The following is a 22,100-nucleotide window of genomic DNA, read 5'->3' on the forward strand; positions in this document are numbered from 1 at the left end:
GCAAGGCTTGTCCCTGCCGCCTGTTGCGGCATCGTCAATCGGAGAAATCAGCCTGGGAGATCGCCGGGCGCGGCCCGGCGTGTGGTCAGCGCGATGCGGCCTGGGCGCCGCTGCTGCCAAGTGCGGCTTCGCCGTTCACGGCGCCGCCGTAGTCATTGATGGCGTTGTAGCGAACCTTGGCCCCGGGGCCTTGCGCGACATCGCCGGTCAGCGGGAACGTCCTGGTTTCGCCCGGGCCGACCATGCCGCCCTCTTCAAACTTCGCGGTCTTGCCGCCGCCAACCAGTTCGAGGCTGGCGAAGGAAACGTGATACTGGCCGGGGTTGGTCGCTTCCAGCGCCGGCTTGCCGCCGGCATGGGTGAGGCGCCAGCTGATGCTGCCGGGCGCGTCGTCGGCATTGCCCTTCAGGCCCACGGGGCGGAAGAACAGCTTGATGCGCGAGCGGAAGGCCAGTTGCAGCTTGTTGACATCGGCTTCCTCGGCGGTCGGCTTGGGCGGGACCTCCAGCACATTGAGCCAGAACACGGATTCGCGGTCCTGCGGCAGCGGCTCGCCGGTGTAGATGATGCGCAGCGTCTGGCCTTTTTTCGGGTCGATGCGCGCGACCGGCGGCGTGACGGTGAACGGCACTTCGATGGACGACGGTGCCGCCTTGGGGTCGCCCTTGTCGATCCACGCCTGCGTCAACGCCGGCGCCTTGCCTTCGTTGGTCAGCTTGATCGTGGTCTCGGTGTCTTTTGCGTTATAGACGACCCGCGTGCCCGCTATGACCACGGAAGCTTGCGCATGCAGCGCGCTCATGAGCCCCAGCGCAATAGCGCCGGCGGAAATCAGGGACTTGATGCTCGATTTCATGACGGTAACGGGGGACTTGCTGGGGTGAACCGGGAATGTTTCGGTGACCGGGAGACGCGGAGCGCGCCGGTAACACGCTCCGCACCCCGGGTACTACGGCTTACTGATAAGCGATCGAGTACATCACAGTTGAGTTGGCGGCACCGGCCGTTGCTGCGCCAGTTGCGTAGTACTGCGCGTAGTACGGCAGCGTGGCCGAGCCGCCGGTGATGGCGACCGAGTTGGAGCCCTGCGACGCATCGGTAAAGCCAGCCTTGATCGGGGCCGGATTGGCGCCGCCGTTCAGCAGGCGGATCTGCACGTTGGTGGCACCGCCGGCATCCACGATCAGGTTACCGGTAGTGGTGTCCGTGGTCGGGCCAGCCTCAAAGAACGTATGCACGTTGCCGGTGTTCGGGGTGCAGTTGGTCAGCGCGATCTGGAACCCGGTCTGGCCAGCGGTGTCGCCAGCGTTGGCCAGCGTGGAGGCCGAGACGGTCGGCAGCGTCACGGTAAAGTTCTTGCCGCCCGTGCCGTTGCCGTTGATCGTGCAGGTCTGGGCGGTAATCTGGCCCTTGAAGGTAATTTGGCCGTCGGCATTGGCAGCGTGCGCAAACTGCGCGCCCATGGCGGTGCCGGCGACGATCAGAGCGGCGAAGAGCTTGGTGTGGGTCATGATTGGTGCGTCAGATGAGTTGAGGGGTAAATGACTTTCGGATCCAGCGGATCCGGCCCCGTGCCGCCATGCAACTGTCAGAAGGTTGTTGCAGCTGCCGGTCGCCCCGGGGACCACTGCAATATAGGGAGGGGGCTTAATGCCACCAATCAGGCAAGCCTTAGATCTGCCTCGGAATTTTTTCCTTTGATGCGGGAAAACGTCACAAAGATGCGTGTACGTCACCGCGCGCCCGCCGCCCCGCACGTGGCCGGCACCTCGCCATAGAGCGCCATCAGCGCACTGGCGATCCCGTTGGTCCAGCCAAACCCGTCCTGCAACGGGTATTCACCCCCGCCCCCGCCTTTGGCCCGCCCCGCAACATCCTTGATGCGGTATTTCTCTACCAGCTTGCATTCATGGATATAGAGGCTGGCCACGGTCGCCAGCCAGCGCCGCGCGATCTCGCGCGCCAGCTCGTCGTGGCCATAGCGCGCCAGGCCGCGCACGGCCAGCCACTGCAGCGGCGCCCAGCCGTTGGGATGGTCCCATTGCTGGCCCGAGGCGCATTCCGTGGTGGCCAGGCCGCCGGCATCCAGCAGCCGGTCCGTTACCGCCCGGGCCACCGCTTGCGCCTGCGCTGCCTGGGCCAGGCCGAGATAGAGCGGCATCACGGTTGCGGCGGTCAGGCACGGCCGCGGCGCGCCGCGGCACCAGTCATAGTCGACAAAGGCGCCCGCGCTGCCGTCCCACATGGTTTGCTGGATCGCCGCCTCGCGCCGCTGCGCGGCGGTTCGGTAAGCCTGCGCCACGGCGTCGCCCGCCTGTTCGCACAGCGCGGCCAAGCGTATCTCAAGGTGCCAGAGCAGAGCGTTCAGGTCGACCGGCAACATCGCCGTGGTCCGGATGGTGGCGAGGTCGGCGGGCTGGCCGGCTGGCGTGGATGGCGCATCGAGCCAGCGCGAGCTGAAGTCCCAGCCCGACTCCGCCGCGGCGCGCAGGTCGCGGAACACCAGGTGGTGCGGCCGGCCGCTGCGCATCGCGGTCTCCATGTCTTCCAGGAAGGCTTCCTCGCGCGGCCACGGGCGGTCGTCCCAGTAGCGGTTCAGCACGGCGCCGTCCGGCAGGCACACCACCCGCCGGTGCGCGTGGCCGGGCCGCACGCACTCGGCGCCGTCCATCCAGAAATCGTATTCCCGGCGCAGCTGCGGCAGGAAGTCGACGGCGCCGGCCAGTTGCTCGCGCTCGAGCAGGTCCACCATCAGCGCAAACACCGGCGGCTGCGAGCGGCTCAGGTAGTAGTTGCGCGTGCCGTTCGGCACCAGGCCGTAGCTGTCGATCAGGTAGGCGAAGTTGCGCGCCATCTCCACGATCAGGTCGCCGCGCCCGCTGCCGGCCAGGCCCTCCATGGTGAAGTAGGAATCCCAGTAGTACAGCTCGCCGAAGCGGCCGCCCGGCACCACGTAGCGGTGCGGCAGCGGCAACAGCGACGACCGCGGCGGATGGGCCACGGGCTCGCGCGTCAGCACCGGCCACAGGCTGTCGATATGCTCGCGCAGGGTGCTGGCGGGTTCGGACACGTAGTGGCTGTCCGGCACCGTGGCGCGGGTGAAATACGCCTGCACGAAATCGGCCAGCGAGAAGCCCGGCGTGTCGCGCAGTTCACGGTAGCGCGCCACGATCAGGTCCGGGTCGCAGTTGGGAATGCAGTCAGGGAAGGTCTTGCTGTCGGCAAACAGGCCGCTGTGCTGGACATCGACGAACAACTCGCCGTAGCGCGCCGCGGGCGACAGCATGTCAGCGCAGGCGCAGCCGGGCAGCGCGTGCGGCGGCGGGCAGTCGCGGTGCGTGACCAGCGCGGGCCGCGCCGCCGCATGGACCTTGCCGGGCGCCGCGGCGGGCCCCGGCACGGCGCCGGCGCCGTCAGGCGTGGCCGGGGCGGTGCGCGGCACCATGCTGGCGCCGGCAGCCGGGGCTGGCGACGGCGGGATGGCGGGTTCGGGCTTGCCGGTCGGCTGCATGGGCACCTCCTTGACCGGGTGCTGCCGGCTCCTACGGGATAGAAATAGGAGCGGGATGGTGCGGGGTAAGTTCGCAGCCGCACCGAAAAGCAGCGCATGCGTCACCCAGGTGCAAGGCGCAGCGGCTCACACCTCCTTCTCCCCATGCCCGCCCGCGAGCGCCGGCGGGGCCTCCCGGCCCCCCAGCTGCATGAAGATCCAGGCCGACGCGCAGGTGATCAGCCCCATGCAGACAAAGGTGGCATGGAAGGCCGGCAGCACCGCCGCGGTGTCGCCGCCGAAGCGGCCCTGGAAGGTCGCCAGCAAGGCGCCCGCCGACGTCACGGCCAGGCTCATCGACAGCATCTGGACCATCGACAGCATGCTGTTGCCGCTGCTGGCACCGGCGCCGCTCAGGTCCTTCAGCGTGACCGTGTTCATGGCCGTGAACTGGATCGAATTGACCATGCCGAACACAGCCAGCAACGGAATCAGCAGCCACAGCGGCAGCTGCGGCGTGATCAGCGCGAAGGCGGCCATTACCAGGCCCACCATGAAGGTATTGCCGACCAGCACGCGGCGATAGCCATGGCGCTGGATCAGGCGCGTGGCCAGCCGCTTGGACGCCATGCCGGCGGCAGTCACCGGCAGCATCATCAGCCCCGCATTGAACGGCGAATAGCCCAGGCTGATCTGCAGCGTCAGCGGGATCAGGAACGGCATCGACCCATTGCCGATGCGCGCGAACAGGTTGCCCAGCAGCCCGACGCTGAAGCTGTGGATGCGGAACAGCCGCAGCGCGAACAGCGGTTGCCTGCGGCGGTTGGCGTGCAGCCCGTAGGCGGTCAGCGCGGCCATGCTGGCAATCAGCAGCATCAGCACGGTGGCGTGCTGGAAGCCCAGCCCGGCCAGCCCGTCGAGCGAGAACGACAGCGCCAGCATGGCGATGGCCAGCAGCAGGTAGCCGGCGATGTCGAAGGGACCGAGGCCGGTCAGCCGCGCATTGGGCATGTAGCGCACCGTGGCCAGCGCGCCCAGCACGCCGACCGGCACGTTGATCAGGAAGATCCAGTGCCAGGACAGGGCCTGCGTCAGCCAGCCGCCCAGCGTGGGGCCGATCAGCGGGCCGATCATGCCGGGGATGGCGACGAAGCTCAGCGCCTGCAGGTACTGGTCGCGCGGGAAGGTGCGCAGCACCGCCAGGCGCCCCACCGGCAGCAGCATGGCCCCGCCCACGCCCTGCACCACGCGCGCGCCGATCAGGAAGTTCAGCGTCGGCGCGCAGGCGCACAGCAGCGAACCCGCCACGAACAGCCCGATCGCGGTCTGGAAGATGGTGCGGGTGCCGAAGCGGTCCGCCAGCCAGCCCGAGGCCGGGATCACCACCGCCATGGTCAGCGAGTAGGCGATCACCACGGACTGCATCCGCAGCGGACTCTCGCCCAGGCTGTGCGCCATCGACGGCAGCGCGGTGTTGACAATGGTCGAGTCCAGCGTCTGCATGAAGAAGCCGACCGCCACCACCCACAGCATGATGCGGCGGGTGTGGTCGTCGGGCTGGGGCGTGGTCATGTGGCGGGCTCCGGTCCGGCCAGCCCTCCGGGACCCGGTGTGCGCCGGCCAAAGCCGACACCTTAATGGCGTATGGCGGAACAGGCAAATCGCAATCAGGAAGCCGGGGACTTGCCGGCCTGTGCCCGGTTCGGCACCTGCCTCGACAATTTCCGCACGCAGGCTATCTTAGGGGTGTCAGTCCAGGCGCCATCCGGAAGGGCCGCCAGCACCCGGCGGCCGCCGTTGCGCGTGGAAAAGGCGATACGCGCATGAAAGAGGATTCATCCCCACGGCATAACTATGAGGATGCCCTGCTCGGCATCGTGCGGGCGATGTCTTCGGCAATGCGCCCGCCGGCCGAGGCCGAGGCGCAGGTGACGGTCTCGCTGGACAGCGCCCTCGAAGACGAACTGGGTTTCGACAGCCTGACGCGCGCCGAGCTGCTGACCCGCATCGAGCAAAGCTTCGGCGTCAGCCTGCCGGAACAGGTGCTGGGCCAGGCAGACACCCCGCGCGCCCTGCTGCGTGCCTTGCTCGCCGCCAGGGACCTGCCGCCAGGCGCCGCCGGCACGCACCTGCGGCAAGCCCGCCCGGCCCCGGCGGAACAGGCGCCCGACGGCGCCGCCACCTTGCCGGACGTGCTGCACTGGCACTTGCGCAGCCATCCGGAGCGCACCCACATCGTCTTGCAGGACGGCGCCGGCGAAGACACGAAGATCTGCTTTGCGCAACTGCACCGCCGCGCCGCGGCCATCGCCGCCGGGCTGGCCGCCCGCGGCGTGCGGGCGGGCACGACCGTGGCCATCATGCTGCCGACCAGCCCCGAGTACTTCTACTGCTTCTGCGGCATCCTGCTGGCAGGCGGGATTCCGGTGCCGCTCTATCCGCCGGCGCGGCTGGCGCAGATCGGCGACCACCTGCAGCGCCACGCCGGCATCCTGGCCAACGCGCAGGCGCCGGTCCTGATCACGGTTGCGCAGGCCAGGCCACTGGCCGCCCTGCTCAAGGCCAGCACGGGAACACTGCATAGCGTGCTGACGCCGGACGAACTGGAGGATAGCGCCGGCGCCCCGGTCCATGCGCTGCTGCGCGCGCACGACATCGCCCTGCTGCAATACACCTCGGGCAGCACCGGCTCGCCCAAGGGAGTCGTGCTCAGCCATGCCAACCTGCTGGCCAACCTGCGCGCCATGGGCAAGACCCTGGCCGTGGGCGCGCAGGATGTCTTTGTCAGCTGGCTGCCGCTCTATCACGACATGGGCCTGATCGGCGCCTGGCTGGGCAGCCTGTACTACGCATATCCGCTGGTGGTGATGTCGCCGCTTGCCTTCCTGGCGCGGCCCGAGCGCTGGCTCTGGGCGATCCACAAGTACCGCGGCACGCTCTCGGGCGGGCCCAACTTTGCCTACGAGCTGTGCCTGCGCAAGCTGGCCAGCGCCGACCTGGCGGGGCTGGACCTGTCCAGCTGGCGCTTCGCCTTCAATGGCGCCGAGCCCGTGAGCCTGCAGACCATGCGCGCCTTCATGGAGCGCTTTGCCCGCTACGGCCTGCGCCCGCAGGCCGCCGCTCCGGTGTACGGGCTGGCGGAGGCGTCGCTGGGCCTGACCTTTCCGCCGCTGGGCCGCGGGCTGGCCGCCGACCGCGTCGACCGCGCCGGCTTCACGCGCACTGGCGTGGCCGTGCCGGCCAGGCCCCTTGGCGAACGCGAGCCCCCTGACGAGCGCGGGCCGCTGGAATTCCCGTCCTGCGGCCGGCCGTTGTCCGGCCACGAAGTCCGCATCGTCGACGCCACCGGGCGCGAACTGGCCGAGCGGCATGAAGGATTGCTGCAGTTCCGCGGCCCTTCGGCCACCAGCGGCTATTACCGCAATCCGGAACAGACCCGCCTGTTGTTCGACCGCGGCTGGCTGAACACCGGGGATTATGCCTATATCGCTGCCGGCGAGGTCTTTATCACCGGGCGCGCCAAGGAGACCATCGTGCGCGGCGGCCGCAATATCTATCCCTATGAACTGGAGCAGGCAGTCGGCGCCATCCCCGGCATACGAAAGGGCTGCGTGGCCGTGTTCGGCAGCCCCGATCCGGACAGTGGCACCGAACGCATCGTGGTGATGGCGGAAACCGCCGAGAAGGATGTGCAGGCACGCCGCGCGCTGCACCGGCAGGCGCTGCAGACCGCGCTGGATGTGCTTGGCATGCCGCCGGACCGTATCGCCCTGGTGCCGCCGCACAGCATCCTGAAGACCTCGAGCGGCAAGATCCGGCGTGCCGCCTGCCGCGAGCGCTTCGAGCACGGTCGCCCCGGCCGCGGCGTGCAAGCACCCTGGCTGCAGATTGCGCGCTTTGGCTGGCGGGCGCTGCGGCCAGGGCTGCGGCGCGGCCGGCAGACTGCCGCGGGCCTGTCCTACGCGCTCTATACCTGGATCCTGTTCGCAGCGCTGGCGCCTGTGACCTGGCTGGCAGCGGTTGCGCTGCACCGGCCGGCACTGGGCTGGACCTTCAGCCACCACGCCGCCCGGCTGTTGCTCAGGCTGGGCGCGCTACCCTGGTTCGTGCAAGGGCTTGAGCACCTGCCGCGCGACCGGCCCTGCGTCCTGGTCTCGAACCACGCCAGCTACCTGGACGGCATCGTGCTGGTGGCGGCGCTGCCCGCGCCGGTGTGCATGGTTGCCAAGCGCGAACTGCAGGGCCAGCGCATTCCCGGCACCTACCTGGCGAGCATCGGCGCCGACTTTATCGATCGCTTCGACACCGTGCGCGAGCACGAGGACGTGGAGCGCGTGGTGGCGGCAGTGCGTGCCGGGCAGTCGGCGCTGTTCTTCCCGGAAGGCACCTTCGGGCGCGCGCCGGGGCTGCAGGCCTTCCGCTCGGGCGCTTTCCTGGCGGCGGCGCGGGCCGGCGCGCCGGTGGTGCCCATTGCCATTCGCGGCACCCGCTCAGTGCTGCGCGACGGCCAGTGGCTGCCGCGCCGGGGGCCGATCGGCGTGGTCATCGGCACCCCGCTCTGGCCGGACGGGGCAGACTGGCCGGCCGCCATGCGCCTGCGCAACACCGCCCGCGCCGAGATCCTGCATTACTGCGGCGAACCGGATGCGCGGCGCACGACACACCGGGATGCAGGGCGGGGCTAGACCGAATGTATCGCCCTGCCCCCTTGCGGCGCGACGCAGACGGCGGCACGCAGCCCCACGAAGAAGCGGCGTGACGTTCAGTACAAGACTTCCAGCGCGTCGAACAACTCGCTGTCCTTCTGCGCCGCCGAGCGGGAGCGGCGGCGGATCTCCTGCTGCAGGCAGTCGGTGAAGCACTGCGCCGCGGGACTGCGCACCGCGTTATGGCGCGTGATGATGCCTAGCCGGCTGGTCTCGAACTGCTCGGCCAGCGCAAAGGCGTGGACCCAGCCGCGCATCGGCTCGGTCAGCAGCAGCGGCCGCGGGCAATAACTGATCATGCCGGCATTGCGGATCAACTCCAGCAGCAATGCGGTGGAGTGTGCGCAATGCAGCCGCGCCGGATCGATCCGGGCTTCATGCTGCCAGAACAGGTTGCGCATGAAGGACTCGTAGCTGGCCGCGGTGTAGTTGACGACCCAGTCCTGCTCCAGCAGTCCGTGCAGCGACCGCTCTCCCGCGCACGGGTGCCCGCGCCGCGCGATCACGCACGAGGTGTAGGCAAGCAGCGGCTCGCACTCGAATTCCTGCGTGGACATCGCGGCCGTGAACGGCCCCACCGCAAAGTCCAGCGTGCCTTCACGCAGGCGGGGCAAGGCCACCGCGGTCAGGCCTTCGAAGATCTCCACCTGCACGCCCGGCATGCGTTCGCGAAAACGCAGCAGCACGCGCGGCAGGAAGGTCAGCATGACCCACGGCGTGACGCTGATGCTCAGGCGCCCCACTCCTTCGCCGCGCAGCGTGGCCAGCTCCTCACTGGCGCGGGCGAGCTGCCCGACCACCAGCCGGGCATGGCCCAGCATGCGCTGCCCCGCCTCGGTCAGCGCCACGCCGCTGGCGGTGCGCAACAGCAAGGGCAGCCGCGCCTCGCTTTCCAGCTCGCGCAGCGCCTTGGTGACGGCTGCCTGCGACAGCCCGACCAGCCGGGCGGCGGCGCGGATGCTGCCGGCATCGGCCACGGCGACCAGGGCCTGGATCTGGTGGAGTTTCATCGTCATGGCGGCTCGGGATGGTGACAACCAATGGTTGTCAGGATAACAGCATTGCGGCTATCGGCACGTGCGGCGGCTGCATAAGATGGCTCCACACAATTCCCCGACAAGATCCTCCGGAGACCCCATGCATCCCGATCCCGTCCTGCCCGGCATCCGCGCCATCGAAGCCGAGATGGTCGACCTGCGCCACCGCATCCACGCCCACCCCGAGCTTGGCTTCGAGGAATTCGCCACCAGCGACCTGGTGGCGGAGTGCCTGCAGGCCTGGGGCTATGCCGTGCATCGCGGCCTGGGCGGCACCGGCGTGGTGGGCACGCTGCGTCACGGCGAAGGCCGCGCCATCGGGCTGCGCGCGGACATGGATGCGCTGCCGATCCACGAATCCACGGGCCTGCCCTACGCCAGCAAGATCGACGGCAAGATGCATGCGTGCGGCCATGACGGCCACACCGCCACGCTGCTGGCCGCGGCCCGGTACCTGGCCGGGCACAAGCCGTTCCAGGGCACGCTGCATGTCATCTTCCAGCCGGCCGAGGAAGGCATGGGCGGCGCGCGCGAGATGATCCGGGACGGCCTGTTCCGCCTGTTCCCGTGCGACGCCGTGTTCGCGCTGCACAACATGCCCGGCCACCCGACCGGCAAGTTCGGCTTCCTGGGCGGGCCGTTCATGGCCTCGTCCGACACCGTCACGATCCGCGTCACCGGGCGCGGCGGCCACGGCGCGGTGCCGCACCGGGCGGTCGACCCGGTGGTAGCGTGCGCATCGATGGTGATGGCCTTGCAGTCGGTGGTGGCGCGCAACGTGAACCCGCTCGACATGGCCATCGTGACCGTCGGTGCGATCGAGGCCGGCAAGGCGCCCAACGTGATCCCGGAGAGCGCAGAGCTGCGCCTGTCGGTGCGCGCGCTGAAGGCCGAGGTGCGCGACCTGCTGCAGGCACGCATCACCGCATTGGCGCATGCCCAGGCCGAAGGCTTCGGCGCCAGCGCCGAGGTGCACTACGACCGCCGCTATCCGGTGCTGGTCAATGACCCGGCCACCACGGACATGGCCCGCGAGGTCGCGCGCGAATGGCTGGGCGAGAACGGCCTGATCGACAACATGGTGCCGCTGACCGGCAGCGAGGACTTCTCTTTCATGCTGGAAGAATGCCCGGGCTGCTACCTGATCGTCGGCAACGGCGATGGCGAGGGCGGCTGCATGGTGCACAACCCCGGGTACGACTTCAACGACGCCTGCCTGCCGCTTGCGGCCACCTACTGGGTCAAGCTGGTCGAGCGCTACCTGCGCTGAGCCCCACCACGCCACCAACAATGACCGGTCCCGAGGCCGGCACCACCCCACCCACGGAGACACCGAATGTCCACTTCCCTGCCCGCGCAGCCGCTCGACGGCGAGTTTGCCGCGCGCCCGGCCAGCCGTGCCGCGCCGCGCCGGCGCGTGATTGCCGCCATCACCATCGGCAACGGCCTTGAATTCTACGATTTCACCGTTTACAGCTTCTTCGCGGTGCTGATCGGCAAGCTGTTCTTTCCGGTCAGCGGCAGCTTCGGCCAGCTGATGCTGTCGCTGGCCACGTTTGGCGTGGGCTTCGTCGCGCGCCCGCTCGGCGGCCTGCTGATCGGGCTCTATGCCGACCGTGTCGGACGCAAGCCGGCGATGGCGCTGACGCTGTGGCTGATGGGGCTGGGCTCGCTGCTGTTCGTGGTTTCGCCCACCTATGCGCAGGCCGGGCTGGCCGCGCCGCTGCTGATTGTGCTGGCGCGGCTGCTGCAGGGCTTTGCGCTGGGCGGCGAGGTCGGGGCCTCCACGGCGCTGCTGATGGAATACGCCGACGACCACTCGCGCGGCTACTACGGCAGCTGGCAGCTGTTCAGCCAGGGCGTCAGCGTGCTGTTGGGGGCGGTGGTCGGGCTGTCGCTGACCAACGGGCTGTCGCCTGACGCGCTGCAAGGCTGGGGCTGGCGCGTGCCGTTCGCCATCGGCATCCTGGTCATTCCGCTCGGCCTCTATATCCGCCGGCATCTGGAGGAAACCGCCGAAGCCCCCGGCGCCGATGCGCCAGGCCACGAACGCGCCGGCCTGTCGGAGATCTTCCGCGGGCACGGCCGCGTGGTGGTGGCCGGCGTGCTGGTCACGATCGGAGGCACCTCCGCCACCTACATCGTGCTGCACTACATGACCAGCTACGCGGTGACGGTGCTGAAGATCCCGCTCGGGCTCAGCATGGCCGCCGGCTGCGTCGCCGCGCTGGTGCAGGTGGCGCTGTCCGCGTATGCCGGCAGGCTGTCCGACCGCATCGGCCGCAAGCCCGCCATCCTGTGGTCGCGCGTGGCGATGCTGGTGCTGGTCTACCCCGCCTTCCTGCTGCTCAACGCGCGGCCGTCGCTCGGCACGCTGCTGGCCGTGGTCGCGATGCTGGCCCTGCCGCTGGTGCTGAACGTGGTGCCGTCCGTGGTGCTGATCACCGAGCTGTTCCCGCGCCGCATCCGCGCCAGCGGGTTATCGGTGGTCTATTGCATCGGCGTGCTGGTGTTCGGCGGCTTCGCGCAGCTGATCGCCACCTGGCTGATCGAACTCACCGGCAATGCCAGCGCGCCGGCGCTATATGTGATCGGCTGCGGCCTGATTTCGCTGATCGGGCTGGCGATGGTGCCGGAGACGGCGGGCAAGCGGCTGGACTGACGGTTGCGGACCAGGCGCCGGACAAGATCCGGCGCCTGGTCGAGCAACGGGCGGTCCACCATCTTGCCGTCTGCCGCTCCGTCGCCGCCCTATCGACCGGCCAGCCCTGCCAGCTCAGCCGTCCGCTGCGCCACAAAATCCCGCAGTACCCGCAGCAGCGGCGTAACCTGCCGCCGCCCCGGCACCACCATGTAAAGCGGCGACGCCTCCGTGCCCCAGTCCGTGCACAGCGCCTGCAAGCGCCCTTCGGCCAGGTCCCCGGCCACATCGAAATAAGCCTTGTATGCGATGCCCTTGCCGAGCAGCGCCCAGCGGTGCACGGCATCGCCGTCGTTGGACACATTGAAGGCCCGCACGCGCACCGTGGCGGCTTCGGTGCCATGGCGCCAGAAGCGCCAGCGGTCATGCACTTCGTCGCCGAGCATGTAGCACAGGCAGTTGTGTTCCGATAGCGCCAGCGGCGTGTCGGGGACGCCGTGCCGCGCCAGGTATTGCGGCGACGCGCACAGCACGCGGCGATTCTCGGGCGCCACCGGCAGCGCCACCAGGTTGGAGTCCGGCGGCTCGCCATAGCGGAACGCCGCGTCCACCGGGTCGCTGTAGATATTGGTAACGCGGTCGGTCAGGTGCAGGCGGATCTCCACCTGCGGGTGCAGTGCCTGAAAGGCATCGAGCCAAGGCAGCAGCAGGTTGCGGCCGAAATCCGACGTTGCCGACAGCTTCAGCGCGCCGCGGAAGGCCTGCACGCCGGTGGCCAGTTGCTGGCCGACTTGCTGCAGCGCGTCCAGCGCCGGCCGGCCTTGTGCCAGCAGCAGCTCACCCGCCTGCGTCAGCCGCATGGTGCGGGTGGAACGCACGAACAACTGCACGCCCAGCTCGGCCTCCAGCCGCTTGAGCGCGGCGCTGGCGGCAGCCGGGGTCAGGTCCAGCGCGCGCGCGGCGGCCGACAGGCTGCCGCTGTCGGCGGTGCGCACAAAGATATCCAGGTCTTGCAGGGCCTTCATGAGTCGATTCCTGGGGCGTGCTGTGATTTTCAAATATTAATTGATAATCGTAGCAAACAGCGCGAGGCTCTTCAAAGGAAGAACCAATTGGAGAAGGACGGACCGGATGTCGCATGCATGCTTCCACGCCAATGGACTGCTGTTGCGGCGGCATAAGCCATGCCCCGGAACCTGCTAAAGACCACGCCCACCCGGCCGTTAAGTATGAGTTGGCCAGGCAAGACAGGCAGCCGGAACGCCGGCGCCTGCACTTCTGGGGTGGTGGAGTCTGAACAGAACGGGGAGAGAGACATGCAGAACCTGGGGATTCGCATACGCCTGGGCGCGGCGTTCGGCGCCATGTGGTCGCTGATGGCAATCGGGATCGCGGTGGCATTGCCGCGGCTGCAGGATGCGGACGATGCGCGCCGCCTGCTGATCGCGCTGGGCGTGGGCGGGCTATGCCTGGCGGTGGGCGCGGTCTGGGCACTGGCGCGCAGCATCGAGGCGCCGTTGTCCGAAGCCGTCTACATAGCCGAAACCGTGGCAGCTGGCGACCTCAGCCAGGAGTTCGACACCGAGCGCGGCGGTGAATTTGGCCGGCTGCTGGGCGGCCTGGGCGAGATGGAGGACATGCTGACCGACCTGGTGACGCGCATCCGCGCCTCCACCGATTCGATCACCACCGCTTCGCTCCAGATTGCCGCGGGCAATACCGACCTTTCGCAGCGCACGGAAGAGCAGGCGGCGGCGCTGGAAGAGACCGCATCGAGCATGGGCGAGCTGACCTCGATGGTGCAGCAGAACACCGAACGCGCGCGCGCCGCCAACGGGCTGGCGGCAACCGCATCGGGCATCGCCGCGCGCGGTGGCGAGGTGGTGGGCAATGTGGTGCAGACCATGTCGGCGATCAGCGCCAGCTCGCGCAAGGTCACGGACATTATCGAAGTGATCGAAGGCATTGCCTTCCAGACCAATATCCTGGCGCTGAACGCCGCGGTGGAAGCGGCGCGCGCCGGCGAGCAGGGCCGCGGCTTTGCCGTAGTGGCGGGCGAGGTGCGCACGCTGGCGCAACGCAGTGCGTCGGCGGCGCGCGAGATCAAGCAGCTGATCGACGATTCGGTGCAGCAGGTGGACAGTGGCTCGGCGCTGGTGGGCCAGGCCGGGGAAACCATGCAGGAGATCGTCCAGGCGGTGGCCAGCGTGACCGGGCTGCTGGGCGAGATCACCGCGGCGTCTGAACAGCAGAGCACTGGCATCGCGCAGGTCAATGAGGCCGTGGCGCAGATGGACACCGTGACGCAGCAGAATGCGGCGCTGGTGGAGCAGGCGGCCAGCGCTTCGCAGGCGCTGGCGGGCCAGGCTACCGAACTGCAGCGCGTGGTGGGGGAATTCAAGCTGGATGCGGAACCGTCAGCACAGGCACCGGGGCATGGCGCATTCAGACAGGCTGCGGCGTTCGCCTGATGTAGGCATCCCGACTGATTGGGTGCTCCCTCTCCCGCTTGCGGGAGAGGGTTGGGGTGAGGGCGGGAGTCTCCACGAAGTACAGCCGGTGGTTTGCCAGCGCCTGCCCTCACCCCCGGTTGCTCTCCCGCAAGCGGGGGGAGCAAACCGACAGTAAGTTAGACCGTGACGCCAGCCGGCAGCACCGCCTGCACCGCCGCGGCAAAGCGCTCGACAATCCGGTCGATATCCTGCGGCGTGCAAATAAACGGCGGTGCGAACAGCACGTGGTCGCCATGCACGCCATCGACCGTGCCCCCCATCGGATAGACCAGCAGGCCATTCTGCATCGCGGCGGATTTCAGCCGCGCATGCGTCTTCAGCGCGGGATCGAGCGTGGCTTTGCTGCCGCGGTTGGCCACGAACTCCACCCCGACGAACAGGCCGCGTCCGCGGATATCGCCCAGGTTGGGATGATCACCCAGCGCCTCGTGCAGCCGTGCGCGCAGTTGCTCGCCGCGCGCCAGCACATTGGCCAGCAAGTTGTCTTCGGCGATGGTGCGCTGTACCGCCAGCGCCGCGGCGCAAGCGGTGGCATGCCCGATATAGGTGTGGCCGTGCTGGAAGAAGCCGCTGCCGCCGACGATGGCGTCGTAGATCCGGCGCGTCGACAACATCGCGCCGATCGGCTGGTAGCCCGCGCCCAGGCCCTTGGCGATGGTGACGATATCGGGCGCCACGCCGTCCTCTTCGCACGCGAACAGGTAGCCGGTGCGGCCCATGCCTGACATCACTTCGTCCAGGATCAGCAGCACGCCGTACTTGTCGCACACGGCGCGGATGCGCTTCAGGTAGTCGCCCACTGGCGGCACCGCGCCGGCGGTGGCGCCCACCACGGTTTCGGCGACGAAGGCGGCCACGGTGTCGGGGCCCAGTTCCAGCAACTTCGCTTCCAGTTCGTCGGCCAGGCGCTGTGCGTATTGCGCATCGGTTTCGCCGGCCTGCTGGTCGCGGTAGGCATAGCACGGCGACACGTGGTGCGCCGGCACCAGCAGCGGCAGGAACGGCTCGCGCCGCCACGCGTTGCCGCCGATGGCCAGCGCCCCCAGCGTATTGCCATGGTAGCTCTGGCGGCGCGCGATGAAGTGGCGGCGGCTAGGCCGCCCCACTTCAACAAAATACTGGCGCGCCAGCTTCAGCGCTGACTCCACCGCTTCGGAGCCGCCCGAGACAAAGTAGACATGGTCCAGGTCGCCGGGCGCGGCTTGCACGAGCGTGTCAGCCAGGGTCTCGGACACCTCGGTGGTGAAGAACGAGGTATGCGCGTAGGCGATGGTGTCGAGCTGCGACTTGATCGCCTCGATCACGCGCGGATGGCCGTGACCCAGGCACGACACGGCGGCGCCGCCGGAGGCGTCCAGATAGCGGCGGCCTTCGCTGTCGATCAGTTCGATCCCCTGCCCGGCAACGGCAACGGGCAGCTTCTGGCGCGGATTGCGATGGAATACGTGGGTCATGATGGTGTTAAGGCTGTGCCCGGCGGCACTTCAGGGGTATGCCGCGGCGATGCCTACGCAGTATAAGTATGAGTCCGGCCCTTATGCAACATATGTTTCACAACGCCGTGCAACTCACGTCAGCGCTTTGCCACGAAGGAGAGCAACGATAGTCAGGCCATGAAGATACAAATGTTTCATCAATGGCTGCGCAGCTGGTGCCGGAGGCGTGCGCGCCGCGCTGCATTCGGAGCCGGGGCTGGGTCGCTGATCGCCTGCCATTGGCATATTTGCAACCTTATGGTTGCACTATTGCGCCCAACCGCCTAACATGCAACCATGACGTTGCATATTCAATCCTGCACAGGAGACCGGACATGACTTCAGCGACTGACCGCATCGAGCGCAGCATCCTGCTGGCCGCCCCTATCGACCGCGTCTGGCATGCGCTGGCCGACGCCGACACTTTCGGCAGCTGGTTTGGCGTGAAATTCGACGGCGTGACCTTCGCGCCCGGCAAGCGCGCCGTGGGCAGCATCACCTATCCCGGCTACGAATACCTGAAGTTCGATGTGGAGGTCGAGCGCATGGAGCCGCCCCGGCTGCTGTCCTGGCGCTGGCATCCGGCGCCGATGGAGCGCGGCCGCGACTATTCGGCCGAGCCGCCCACGCTGGTGGTGTTCGCGCTGAAGGAAGCCGAAGGCGGCACGCTGCTGACCGTGGTCGAATCCGGCTTCGACCAGATCCCGCCCGAACGCCGCATGGAGGCCTTTCGCATGAACAGCGGCGGCTGGGACGGCCAGATGGAAAACATCCGCAAGCATGTCAGCGGCGCAGCCTGAGACCTCTCCCGCACTGGCGCTGCATGACGCCGCGACCGTCTTCGCCGCGCTTGGCGACGAAACCCGGCTGCGGCTGGTGGCGGCGCTGTGCGCGGGCGGCGCGATGTCGATCGCGCAGCTGACCGCGGGCAGCGCCATGACGCGGCAGGCGGTCACCAAGCACCTTGAGGTGTTGTCCCAGGCTGGGCTCGTGCGCGACAGCAAGAGCGGGCGCGAGCGCCTGTGGCAGTTCGAGCCGGGCCAGGTCGAAGCCGCGCGCCGGTCGCTGGAAGCGATCGGCCGGCAATGGGAATTCGCGCTGGCGAAGCTGAAGCTGGCGGTGGAGACCAGTCACTAGCTGACATCGCTGATTGTGCTGCCGATTTGCTCCCTTCGTGGGCCGTGGACACCCTGCCGCTCGCCGCTATACTGAGGGCCCCGCCCATCACAGCGAGAGGAAGCGCGCAGTGGCTGACCACGACCTGTCCAGGCTCAAAATCGACCGGAGCGCCGCCGCGGCCGGCGCCCGCATCCGCCCCCGGCGCAGGTGGCTGCGTTATGCAGTCATTGCGCTGGTCCTGCTGGCCCTGGCCGGCATCGGCGTTCGCCTGGCCGGCCCGCGCGCGGTGCAGACCGCCACGGTCACCTCCGCCTACCCCACCCAGAATTTCACGCTGCTCAATGCCACCGGCTATGTCGTGCCGCAGCGCAAGGCTGCGGTCGCGTCCAAGGCGCAGGGCCGGCTGGAATGGCTGGGCGTGCTGGAGGGCTCGCGCGTGAAGAAGGACGAGATCATCGCGCGGCTGGAGAGCAAGGACGTCGCCGCCTCGTTCGCCCAGGCCCAGGCCCAGGTCCAGGTGGCGCAGGCCAGCCTGGCGCTGCAGCAGGCCGAACTGAAGGACGCCGAGGTGAACCTGCGCCGCTCCAGGATGCTGATCGTGCCGAACGCCATCTCGCGCACCGAGTACGACGCCGCCGTGGCGCGCTTTGACAAGGCACAGGCATCGGTCAACAGTGCGCGCGCGTCGATCGCCTCGGCGCAGGCCAATGCCCGCGCGGCCGAGGTCGCGGTCGAGCAGACCGTGGTGCGCGCGCCGTTCGATGGCGTGGTGCTGGTCAAGCATGCCAACGTGGGCGACAACATCACCCCCTTCTCCGCCGCGGCCGACACCAAGGGGGCGATCGTGACCATCGCCGACATGGAGACGCTGGAAGTGGAAGCCGACGTCGCCGAATCCAATATCGGCAAGATCCGCGCCGGCCAGCCGTGCGAGTTGCTGCTGGATGCGCTGCCGGGGCTGCGCATGGCCGGGCAGGTGTCGCGCATCGTGCCGACGGTGGACCGCTCCAAGGCCACCGTGCTGGTCAAGGTGCGCTTTGTCGACCGCGATGCGCGCGTGCTGCCGGACATGAGCGCCAAGGTCGCCTTCCTGTCGCACGCGGCATCGGCCAGGGACCGCGAGCCGGTGGTGGCGGTGCAGCCCGCCGCGGTGGTCACGCGCAATGGCGGCCGGCAACTGGCCTATGTGGTGAGAGACGGCAGGGCGCATGAGGTGCAGGTCACGACCGGCGACAAGCTGGGCGAGCTGGTGGCCGTGCAGGGCGTCAAGCCCGGCGACGTGCTGGTGCTGTCGCCGGGCGACAAGCTCAGCGACGGCGACCGCATCACCGTGACCAGGCCGTGAAGGGGCCAACATGAGCGCAGCGCCCCTGGTGCAGATCCGCCACGTCGCCAAATCCTATCGGCGCGGCGTGCAGACCGTGCCGGTGCTGACCGATATCTCGCTGGAAATCGGCGAAGGCGATTTCGTTGCGCTGATGGGGCCGTCGGGATCGGGCAAGAGCACGCTGCTGAACCTGATCGCGGGCGTCGACCGGCCCGACAGCGGCACGCTGAGCGTGGCAGGACTGGATATCACGCGGCTGCCCGAAGCGGAACTGGCCGACTGGCGCGCCGCCAACGTCGGCTTTATCTTCCAGTTCTACAACCTGATGCCGGTGCTGTCCGCGTTCGAGAACGTGGAGCTGCCGCTGATGCTGACCAGCCTGCCGCGCGCGGAACGGCGCGCGCGCGTGGAACTGGTGCTGGACATGGTCAACCTGGCCGACCGCATGAGCCACTATCCGTCGGAGCTGTCGGGCGGCCAGCAGCAGCGCGTGGCGATCGCGCGCGCGCTGATCACCGACCCGGCACTGATCGTCGCGGACGAGCCCACCGGCGACCTCGACCGCACCTCCGCCGCCGAGATCCTGGCGATGATGCAGCGGCTCAATGCCGATGCCGGCAAGACCATCATCATGGTCACTCACGATGCGCACGCGGCGGCCGCGGCCGGATCCCTGGTGCACCTGGAGAAGGGAGAGCTGATCCGTGGCGAGGTTGCCTAAGCCCGCATGTACGCGCTCAAGCTGATCACCCGCAACGCGCTGCGGCACAAGCTGCGCACCGCGCTGACGGTGTTCGGGCTGGTGATCGCGGTGCTGGCGTTCGGGCTGCTGCAGACGGTGATCGACGCCTGGTACGCGGGCGCCTCGGCGGCGTCCAGCGCGCGGCTGGTCACGCGCAATGCGATCTCGCTGGTGTTTCCGCTGCCGCTGAGCTATGAGAACCGCATCAAGGGCGTCGACGGCGTGACCTCGGTGGCGCGCTCGAACTGGTTCGGCGGCGTCTATCGCGACCCCAAGAATTTCTTCGCGCAGTTTGCGGTATCGAACAACTATCTCGACCTCTACCCGGAGTTCATCGTGCCCGACCAGCAGCGCGCCGACTACCAGCGCGACCGCAAGGGCGCGCTGGTCGGGCGCCAGCTGGCCGACCAGTTCGGCTTCAAGATCGGTGACGTGGTCCCGATCAAGGGGACCATCTACCCTGGCACCTGGGAATTCGTGGTGCGCGGCATCATGGAAGGGCGCGACGAGAGCACCATCACGCGCCAGATGGTGTTCCACTGGGAATACCTGAACGAGACCGTGCGCAAGCGCACCCCGCGCCAGGCCGACCAGGTCGGCGTCTATGTGCTGGGCGTGGGCAATCCTGACAACACTGCCGCGATCTCGCGCAATGTCGACGCGGTGTTCCGCAATTCGCTGGCGGAAACGCTGACCGAGACCGAGCAGGCCTTCCAGCTGGGCTTTGTCGCCATGTCCAACCAGATCATCGCCGCGATCCGCGTGGTGTCCTACGTGGTGATCGTCATCATCATGGCGGTGATGGCCAATTCGATGGCGATGAGCGCGCGCGAGCGCACCGTGGAGTACGCCACGCTCAAGGCGCTGGGCTTCGGCCCCGGCTTCCTGGCGCTGCTGGTGTTCGGCGAATCGCTGGCGATCTGCGTGGCCGGCGGCACGCTCGGCATGCTGGCCACGCCGCCGGTGGCCTCCGCCTTCAAACAGGCGGTGGGCGGGGTGTTCCCGGTCTTCACCGTGTCGCCGCAGACCATGCAGCTGCAGGCGGCCTGCGCGCTGGCGGTGGGCGTCTTTGCCGGCATCGTGCCGGCGGTGCAGGCCGCGCGCGTGCGCATCGTCGAGGGCCTGCGGGCCATCGGCTAGCGCACGAAAGGCTGACGTGGCGATCCCGCTGACCTATATCGCGCGCAACCTGTGGGCCCGGCGCCTGACCACCGCGCTGACCGCGGCCGGGCTGGCGCTGGTGGTCTTTGTCTTCGCCACCATGCTGATGCTCGATGCCGGGCTGAAGAAGACGCTGGTCACAACCGGCGAGCAGAACAACGTGGTGGTGATCCGCAAGGGCGCCGAGACCGAGATCCAGAGCGCGGTCGCCCGCGACCAGGCCAGCATCATGGAAATGCACCCGGCCGTGGCCATGAATGGCGCGGGCCGGCCGCTGGCCTCGCGCGAGGCGGTGGTGCTGATCTCACTCACCAAGGCCAGCACCGGGCAACCATCCAACGTGGTGATCCGCGGTATCTCGCCGCCGGGCCTGGACCTGCGCCCGCAGGTGCGGCTGGTGGCCGGGCGCATGTTCCGCCCGGGCTCGTCCGAGATCATTGCCGGCAGCAGCATCGCCGGCGGCTTTGCGGGCGTGCAGATCGGCCAGCACCTGCGCTTTGCCCAGCGCGACTGGACCGTGGTGGGGCATTTCGATGCCGGCGGCAGCGGTTTCGACTCCGAGATCTGGGGCGACGTGGACCAGCTGATGCAGTCGTTCCGGCGCAATGCATATTCGTCGATGGTGGTCAGGCTGGCGGATACCGCGCTGTTCGAGCGCTTTCGCGCAGATATCGACGTCGACCCGCGCCTGGCGGACGAGGCCAAGCGCGAGCAGACCTTCTACAGCGACCAGTCCAAGGCCCTGTCCAGCTTTATCAATATCCTGGGCTTCACGCTGTCCACCATTTTCTCGATCGCGGCGATGATCGGCGCCATGATCACCATGTATGCCTCGGTGGCCAACCGCGTGGCCGAGATCGGCACGCTGCGCGCGCTCGGTTTCAAGCGTGTCAACGTACTCACCGCCTTCCTGATCGAAGCCGCGCTGCTGGGGCTGGTGGGCGGCGTCGCGGGACTGGCATGCGCGGCGCTGATGCAGTTCGCATCGTTCTCGACCACCAACTTCCAGACCTTCGCGGACCTCTCGTTCCGCTTCATCCTGACGCCGGGCATTGCCTTGCAGACGCTGGCGTTCTCGATGGTGATGGGGCTGGTGGGCGGCTTCCTGCCGGCGGTGCGGGCGGCGCGGATGAATATCGTGGACGCATTGCGGGCGCGCTAGGTCAAGCGTCGCCGGCCAGGGCGCTGGACGCACGGCGCCAACGCGGCAGCAGCCCGGCCCCGGCAAAGCCTGCCGTGGCGCCTGCGGCGTCCCAGACGCGGACGAAGTAGCGGATACGCTGGCCGGCTTCAGCGCCGGCCCGAAACCCCGTAGAAAGTCCCGGCGCGTGGATTAGACACCACATAAGCGTGGCGCTGCGCCCAGAACTGTGCGGTACGGAAGGCATCTGCCTCGCGCTCGCTCCATGCCGTCGCAAGCAACGGCATGGCCTCGGCATCGGTGGTGAGATAGACGCGCGCCTGATAGCGGGCGGATTGCAGCGTGCCGGTACGGATGGTGCGGATCGTGACGTGGAGGGTCATAGGCAGCTTCTCGACTAGGCGACTACCAAATCATAACCACTTCCGTGTGTTGGATTGGTGAAACCGTTGCGAATGTGCTAAGGCGCGACAGTGCGGTCAGGTTTTGGCTCCGGAGCTGAAGTAGTCTCGCCAGCCTTGTGTTTGACCGACATTTTTGCGTCGCTTGAATCACTTATCGTGCCTGCGGCGGGTATCTGTCGATGGATCGACGGCCCTGGTTTCGCCCCTGAAGGGGCGACCTACTTTTGTCCGAGCGACAAAAGTAGGCAAAAACGCGTCGCCTCAGGCGGCTGGCCATCCATTCCTCGGTGTGGGTGGTTCAGGCGGTGGTGATTTCCAGTCGATGGGGTCGGTAGTTCGACCCT

At 68.2% G+C, this 22,100-nt stretch carries 18 protein-coding genes; 10 read left to right on the forward strand and 8 right to left on the reverse strand.

Annotation, left to right across the window (positions count from 1 at the left end):
- Window positions 1-85: 85 nt before the first annotated feature.
- The 4 genes from ACREYQ_RS27790 to mdtD form a co-directional block, all read right to left on the reverse strand.
- On the reverse strand, window positions 86-856 hold the full coding sequence (locus tag ACREYQ_RS27790) for a fimbria/pilus periplasmic chaperone (protein WP_432261181.1): 771 nt from the start codon (window positions 854-856) through the stop codon (window positions 86-88).
- 100 nt (window positions 857-956) lie between these two features.
- A complete protein-coding gene (locus tag ACREYQ_RS27795) occupies window positions 957-1,511 on the reverse strand; it encodes a fimbrial protein (protein ID WP_432261182.1) in 555 nt (184 codons plus the stop codon).
- 221 nt (window positions 1,512-1,732) lie between these two features.
- Window positions 1,733-3,511, reverse strand: a complete 1,779-nt coding sequence (treF, locus tag ACREYQ_RS27800) for an alpha,alpha-trehalase TreF (RefSeq protein ID WP_432261183.1) — start codon at window positions 3,509-3,511, stop codon at window positions 1,733-1,735.
- A 126-nt stretch (window positions 3,512-3,637) separates the two neighbouring features.
- Window positions 3,638-5,062 (reverse strand): multidrug transporter subunit MdtD, encoded by a 1,425-nt coding sequence (gene mdtD / locus ACREYQ_RS27805; RefSeq protein ID WP_432261184.1) that lies wholly within the window; start codon window positions 5,060-5,062, stop codon window positions 3,638-3,640.
- Window positions 5,063-5,313: 251 nt separating this feature from the next.
- On the opposite strand from mdtD, the gene ACREYQ_RS27810 reads away from it, so the two are divergent.
- Window positions 5,314-8,175 (forward strand): AMP-binding protein, encoded by a 2,862-nt coding sequence (locus tag ACREYQ_RS27810; RefSeq protein WP_432261185.1) that lies wholly within the window; start codon window positions 5,314-5,316, stop codon window positions 8,173-8,175.
- 77 nt (window positions 8,176-8,252) lie between these two features.
- Here ACREYQ_RS27810 and ACREYQ_RS27815 read toward each other — a convergent pair whose 3' ends face one another.
- Window positions 8,253-9,212, reverse strand: a complete 960-nt coding sequence (locus ACREYQ_RS27815) for a LysR family transcriptional regulator (RefSeq protein WP_432261186.1) — start codon at window positions 9,210-9,212, stop codon at window positions 8,253-8,255.
- A 121-nt stretch (window positions 9,213-9,333) separates the two neighbouring features.
- Here ACREYQ_RS27815 and ACREYQ_RS27820 point away from each other — a divergent pair, with 121 nt between their 5' ends.
- Together ACREYQ_RS27820 and ACREYQ_RS27825 are read left to right on the forward strand one after the other, a co-directional pair.
- Window positions 9,334-10,503 (forward strand): M20 aminoacylase family protein, encoded by a 1,170-nt coding sequence (locus ACREYQ_RS27820; RefSeq protein ID WP_432261187.1) that lies wholly within the window; start codon window positions 9,334-9,336, stop codon window positions 10,501-10,503.
- 66 nt (window positions 10,504-10,569) lie between these two features.
- Window positions 10,570-11,895: an MFS transporter gene (locus ACREYQ_RS27825; protein ID WP_432261188.1), complete on the forward strand. Its 1,326-nt coding sequence runs from the start codon at window positions 10,570-10,572 to the stop codon at window positions 11,893-11,895.
- Between the two features lie 89 nt (window positions 11,896-11,984).
- On the opposite strand, the gene ACREYQ_RS27830 is transcribed toward ACREYQ_RS27825, so the two are convergent.
- Window positions 11,985-12,899, reverse strand: coding sequence for a LysR substrate-binding domain-containing protein (locus tag ACREYQ_RS27830; RefSeq protein ID WP_432261189.1), 915 nt, complete (start codon window positions 12,897-12,899; stop codon window positions 11,985-11,987).
- Window positions 12,900-13,190: 291 nt separating this feature from the next.
- On the opposite strand from ACREYQ_RS27830, the gene ACREYQ_RS27835 reads away from it, so the two are divergent.
- Window positions 13,191-14,345, forward strand: a complete 1,155-nt coding sequence (locus tag ACREYQ_RS27835) for a methyl-accepting chemotaxis protein (RefSeq protein ID WP_432261190.1) — start codon at window positions 13,191-13,193, stop codon at window positions 14,343-14,345.
- A 158-nt stretch (window positions 14,346-14,503) separates the two neighbouring features.
- Here the strand turns inward: ACREYQ_RS27835 and ACREYQ_RS27840 are convergent, their stop codons facing one another.
- Complete coding sequence (locus ACREYQ_RS27840; RefSeq protein WP_432261191.1) at window positions 14,504-15,841, reverse strand: aspartate aminotransferase family protein; 1,338 nt, start codon at window positions 15,839-15,841, stop codon at window positions 14,504-14,506.
- A 356-nt stretch (window positions 15,842-16,197) separates the two neighbouring features.
- Here ACREYQ_RS27840 and ACREYQ_RS27845 point away from each other — a divergent pair, with 356 nt between their 5' ends.
- The 6 genes from ACREYQ_RS27845 to ACREYQ_RS27870 all read left to right on the forward strand — a co-directional run bounded on the left by ACREYQ_RS27845 (window position 16,198) and on the right by ACREYQ_RS27870 (window position 21,373).
- Window positions 16,198-16,662: an SRPBCC family protein gene (locus tag ACREYQ_RS27845; protein WP_432261192.1), complete on the forward strand. Its 465-nt coding sequence runs from the start codon at window positions 16,198-16,200 to the stop codon at window positions 16,660-16,662.
- Window positions 16,643-16,999 carry an ArsR/SmtB family transcription factor gene (locus tag ACREYQ_RS27850; RefSeq protein WP_432261193.1) on the forward strand — a complete coding sequence of 119 codons (357 nt, stop codon included), beginning with the start codon at window positions 16,643-16,645 and terminating at the stop codon, window positions 16,997-16,999. The genes ACREYQ_RS27845 and ACREYQ_RS27850 overlap by 20 nt, the downstream gene beginning before the upstream one ends.
- Before the next feature lie 109 nt (window positions 17,000-17,108).
- Window positions 17,109-18,326, forward strand: a complete 1,218-nt coding sequence (locus ACREYQ_RS27855) for an efflux RND transporter periplasmic adaptor subunit (RefSeq protein WP_432261194.1) — start codon at window positions 17,109-17,111, stop codon at window positions 18,324-18,326.
- A 10-nt stretch (window positions 18,327-18,336) separates the two neighbouring features.
- Window positions 18,337-19,029, forward strand: coding sequence for an ABC transporter ATP-binding protein (locus tag ACREYQ_RS27860; RefSeq protein ID WP_432261195.1), 693 nt, complete (start codon window positions 18,337-18,339; stop codon window positions 19,027-19,029).
- Window positions 19,030-19,035: 6 nt separating this feature from the next.
- Entirely contained in the window at window positions 19,036-20,190 is a 1,155-nt protein-coding gene (locus tag ACREYQ_RS27865) for an ABC transporter permease (protein WP_432261196.1), read from the forward strand.
- A gap of 16 nt (window positions 20,191-20,206) precedes the next feature.
- Window positions 20,207-21,373 carry an ABC transporter permease gene (locus ACREYQ_RS27870; protein WP_432261197.1) on the forward strand — a complete coding sequence of 389 codons (1,167 nt, stop codon included), beginning with the start codon at window positions 20,207-20,209 and terminating at the stop codon, window positions 21,371-21,373.
- A gap of 128 nt (window positions 21,374-21,501) precedes the next feature.
- On the opposite strand, the gene ACREYQ_RS27875 is transcribed toward ACREYQ_RS27870, so the two are convergent.
- Window positions 21,502-21,735, reverse strand: a complete 234-nt coding sequence (locus tag ACREYQ_RS27875) for a CDP-diacylglycerol pyrophosphatase (protein WP_078200989.1) — start codon at window positions 21,733-21,735, stop codon at window positions 21,502-21,504.
- Window positions 21,736-22,100: the final 365 nt, after the last annotated feature.

The organism is Cupriavidus sp. TMH.W2 (genome assembly GCF_050847365.1).
Taxonomy (GTDB): Bacteria; Pseudomonadota; Gammaproteobacteria; order Burkholderiales; family Burkholderiaceae; genus Cupriavidus.

Bases quoted from the DNA above. Each gene is read 5' to 3' on its own strand.
- ACREYQ_RS27850 (WP_432261193.1), top strand. From the start codon at position 16,643: ATGTCAGCGGCGCAGCCTGAGACCTCTCCCGCACTGGCGCTGCATGAC.
- ACREYQ_RS27830 (WP_432261189.1), bottom strand. From the start codon at position 12,899: ATGAAGGCCCTGCAAGACCTGGATATCTTTGTGCGCACCGCCGACAGC.
- mdtD (WP_432261184.1), bottom strand. From the start codon at position 5,062: ATGACCACGCCCCAGCCCGACGACCACACCCGCCGCATCATGCTGTGG.
- ACREYQ_RS27815 (WP_432261186.1), bottom strand. From the start codon at position 9,212: ATGACGATGAAACTCCACCAGATCCAGGCCCTGGTCGCCGTGGCCGAT.
- ACREYQ_RS27865 (WP_432261196.1), top strand. From the start codon at position 19,036: ATGTACGCGCTCAAGCTGATCACCCGCAACGCGCTGCGGCACAAGCTG.
- ACREYQ_RS27840 (WP_432261191.1), bottom strand. From the start codon at position 15,841: ATGACCCACGTATTCCATCGCAATCCGCGCCAGAAGCTGCCCGTTGCC.
- ACREYQ_RS27845 (WP_432261192.1), top strand. From the start codon at position 16,198: ATGACTTCAGCGACTGACCGCATCGAGCGCAGCATCCTGCTGGCCGCC.
- ACREYQ_RS27860 (WP_432261195.1), top strand. From the start codon at position 18,337: ATGAGCGCAGCGCCCCTGGTGCAGATCCGCCACGTCGCCAAATCCTAT.
- ACREYQ_RS27875 (WP_078200989.1), bottom strand. From the start codon at position 21,735: ATGACCCTCCACGTCACGATCCGCACCATCCGTACCGGCACGCTGCAA.
- treF (WP_432261183.1), bottom strand. From the start codon at position 3,511: ATGCAGCCGACCGGCAAGCCCGAACCCGCCATCCCGCCGTCGCCAGCC.
- ACREYQ_RS27825 (WP_432261188.1), top strand. From the start codon at position 10,570: ATGTCCACTTCCCTGCCCGCGCAGCCGCTCGACGGCGAGTTTGCCGCG.
- ACREYQ_RS27790 (WP_432261181.1), bottom strand. From the start codon at position 856: ATGAAATCGAGCATCAAGTCCCTGATTTCCGCCGGCGCTATTGCGCTG.
- ACREYQ_RS27820 (WP_432261187.1), top strand. From the start codon at position 9,334: ATGCATCCCGATCCCGTCCTGCCCGGCATCCGCGCCATCGAAGCCGAG.
- ACREYQ_RS27835 (WP_432261190.1), top strand. From the start codon at position 13,191: ATGCAGAACCTGGGGATTCGCATACGCCTGGGCGCGGCGTTCGGCGCC.
- ACREYQ_RS27810 (WP_432261185.1), top strand. From the start codon at position 5,314: ATGAAAGAGGATTCATCCCCACGGCATAACTATGAGGATGCCCTGCTC.
- ACREYQ_RS27795 (WP_432261182.1), bottom strand. From the start codon at position 1,511: ATGACCCACACCAAGCTCTTCGCCGCTCTGATCGTCGCCGGCACCGCC.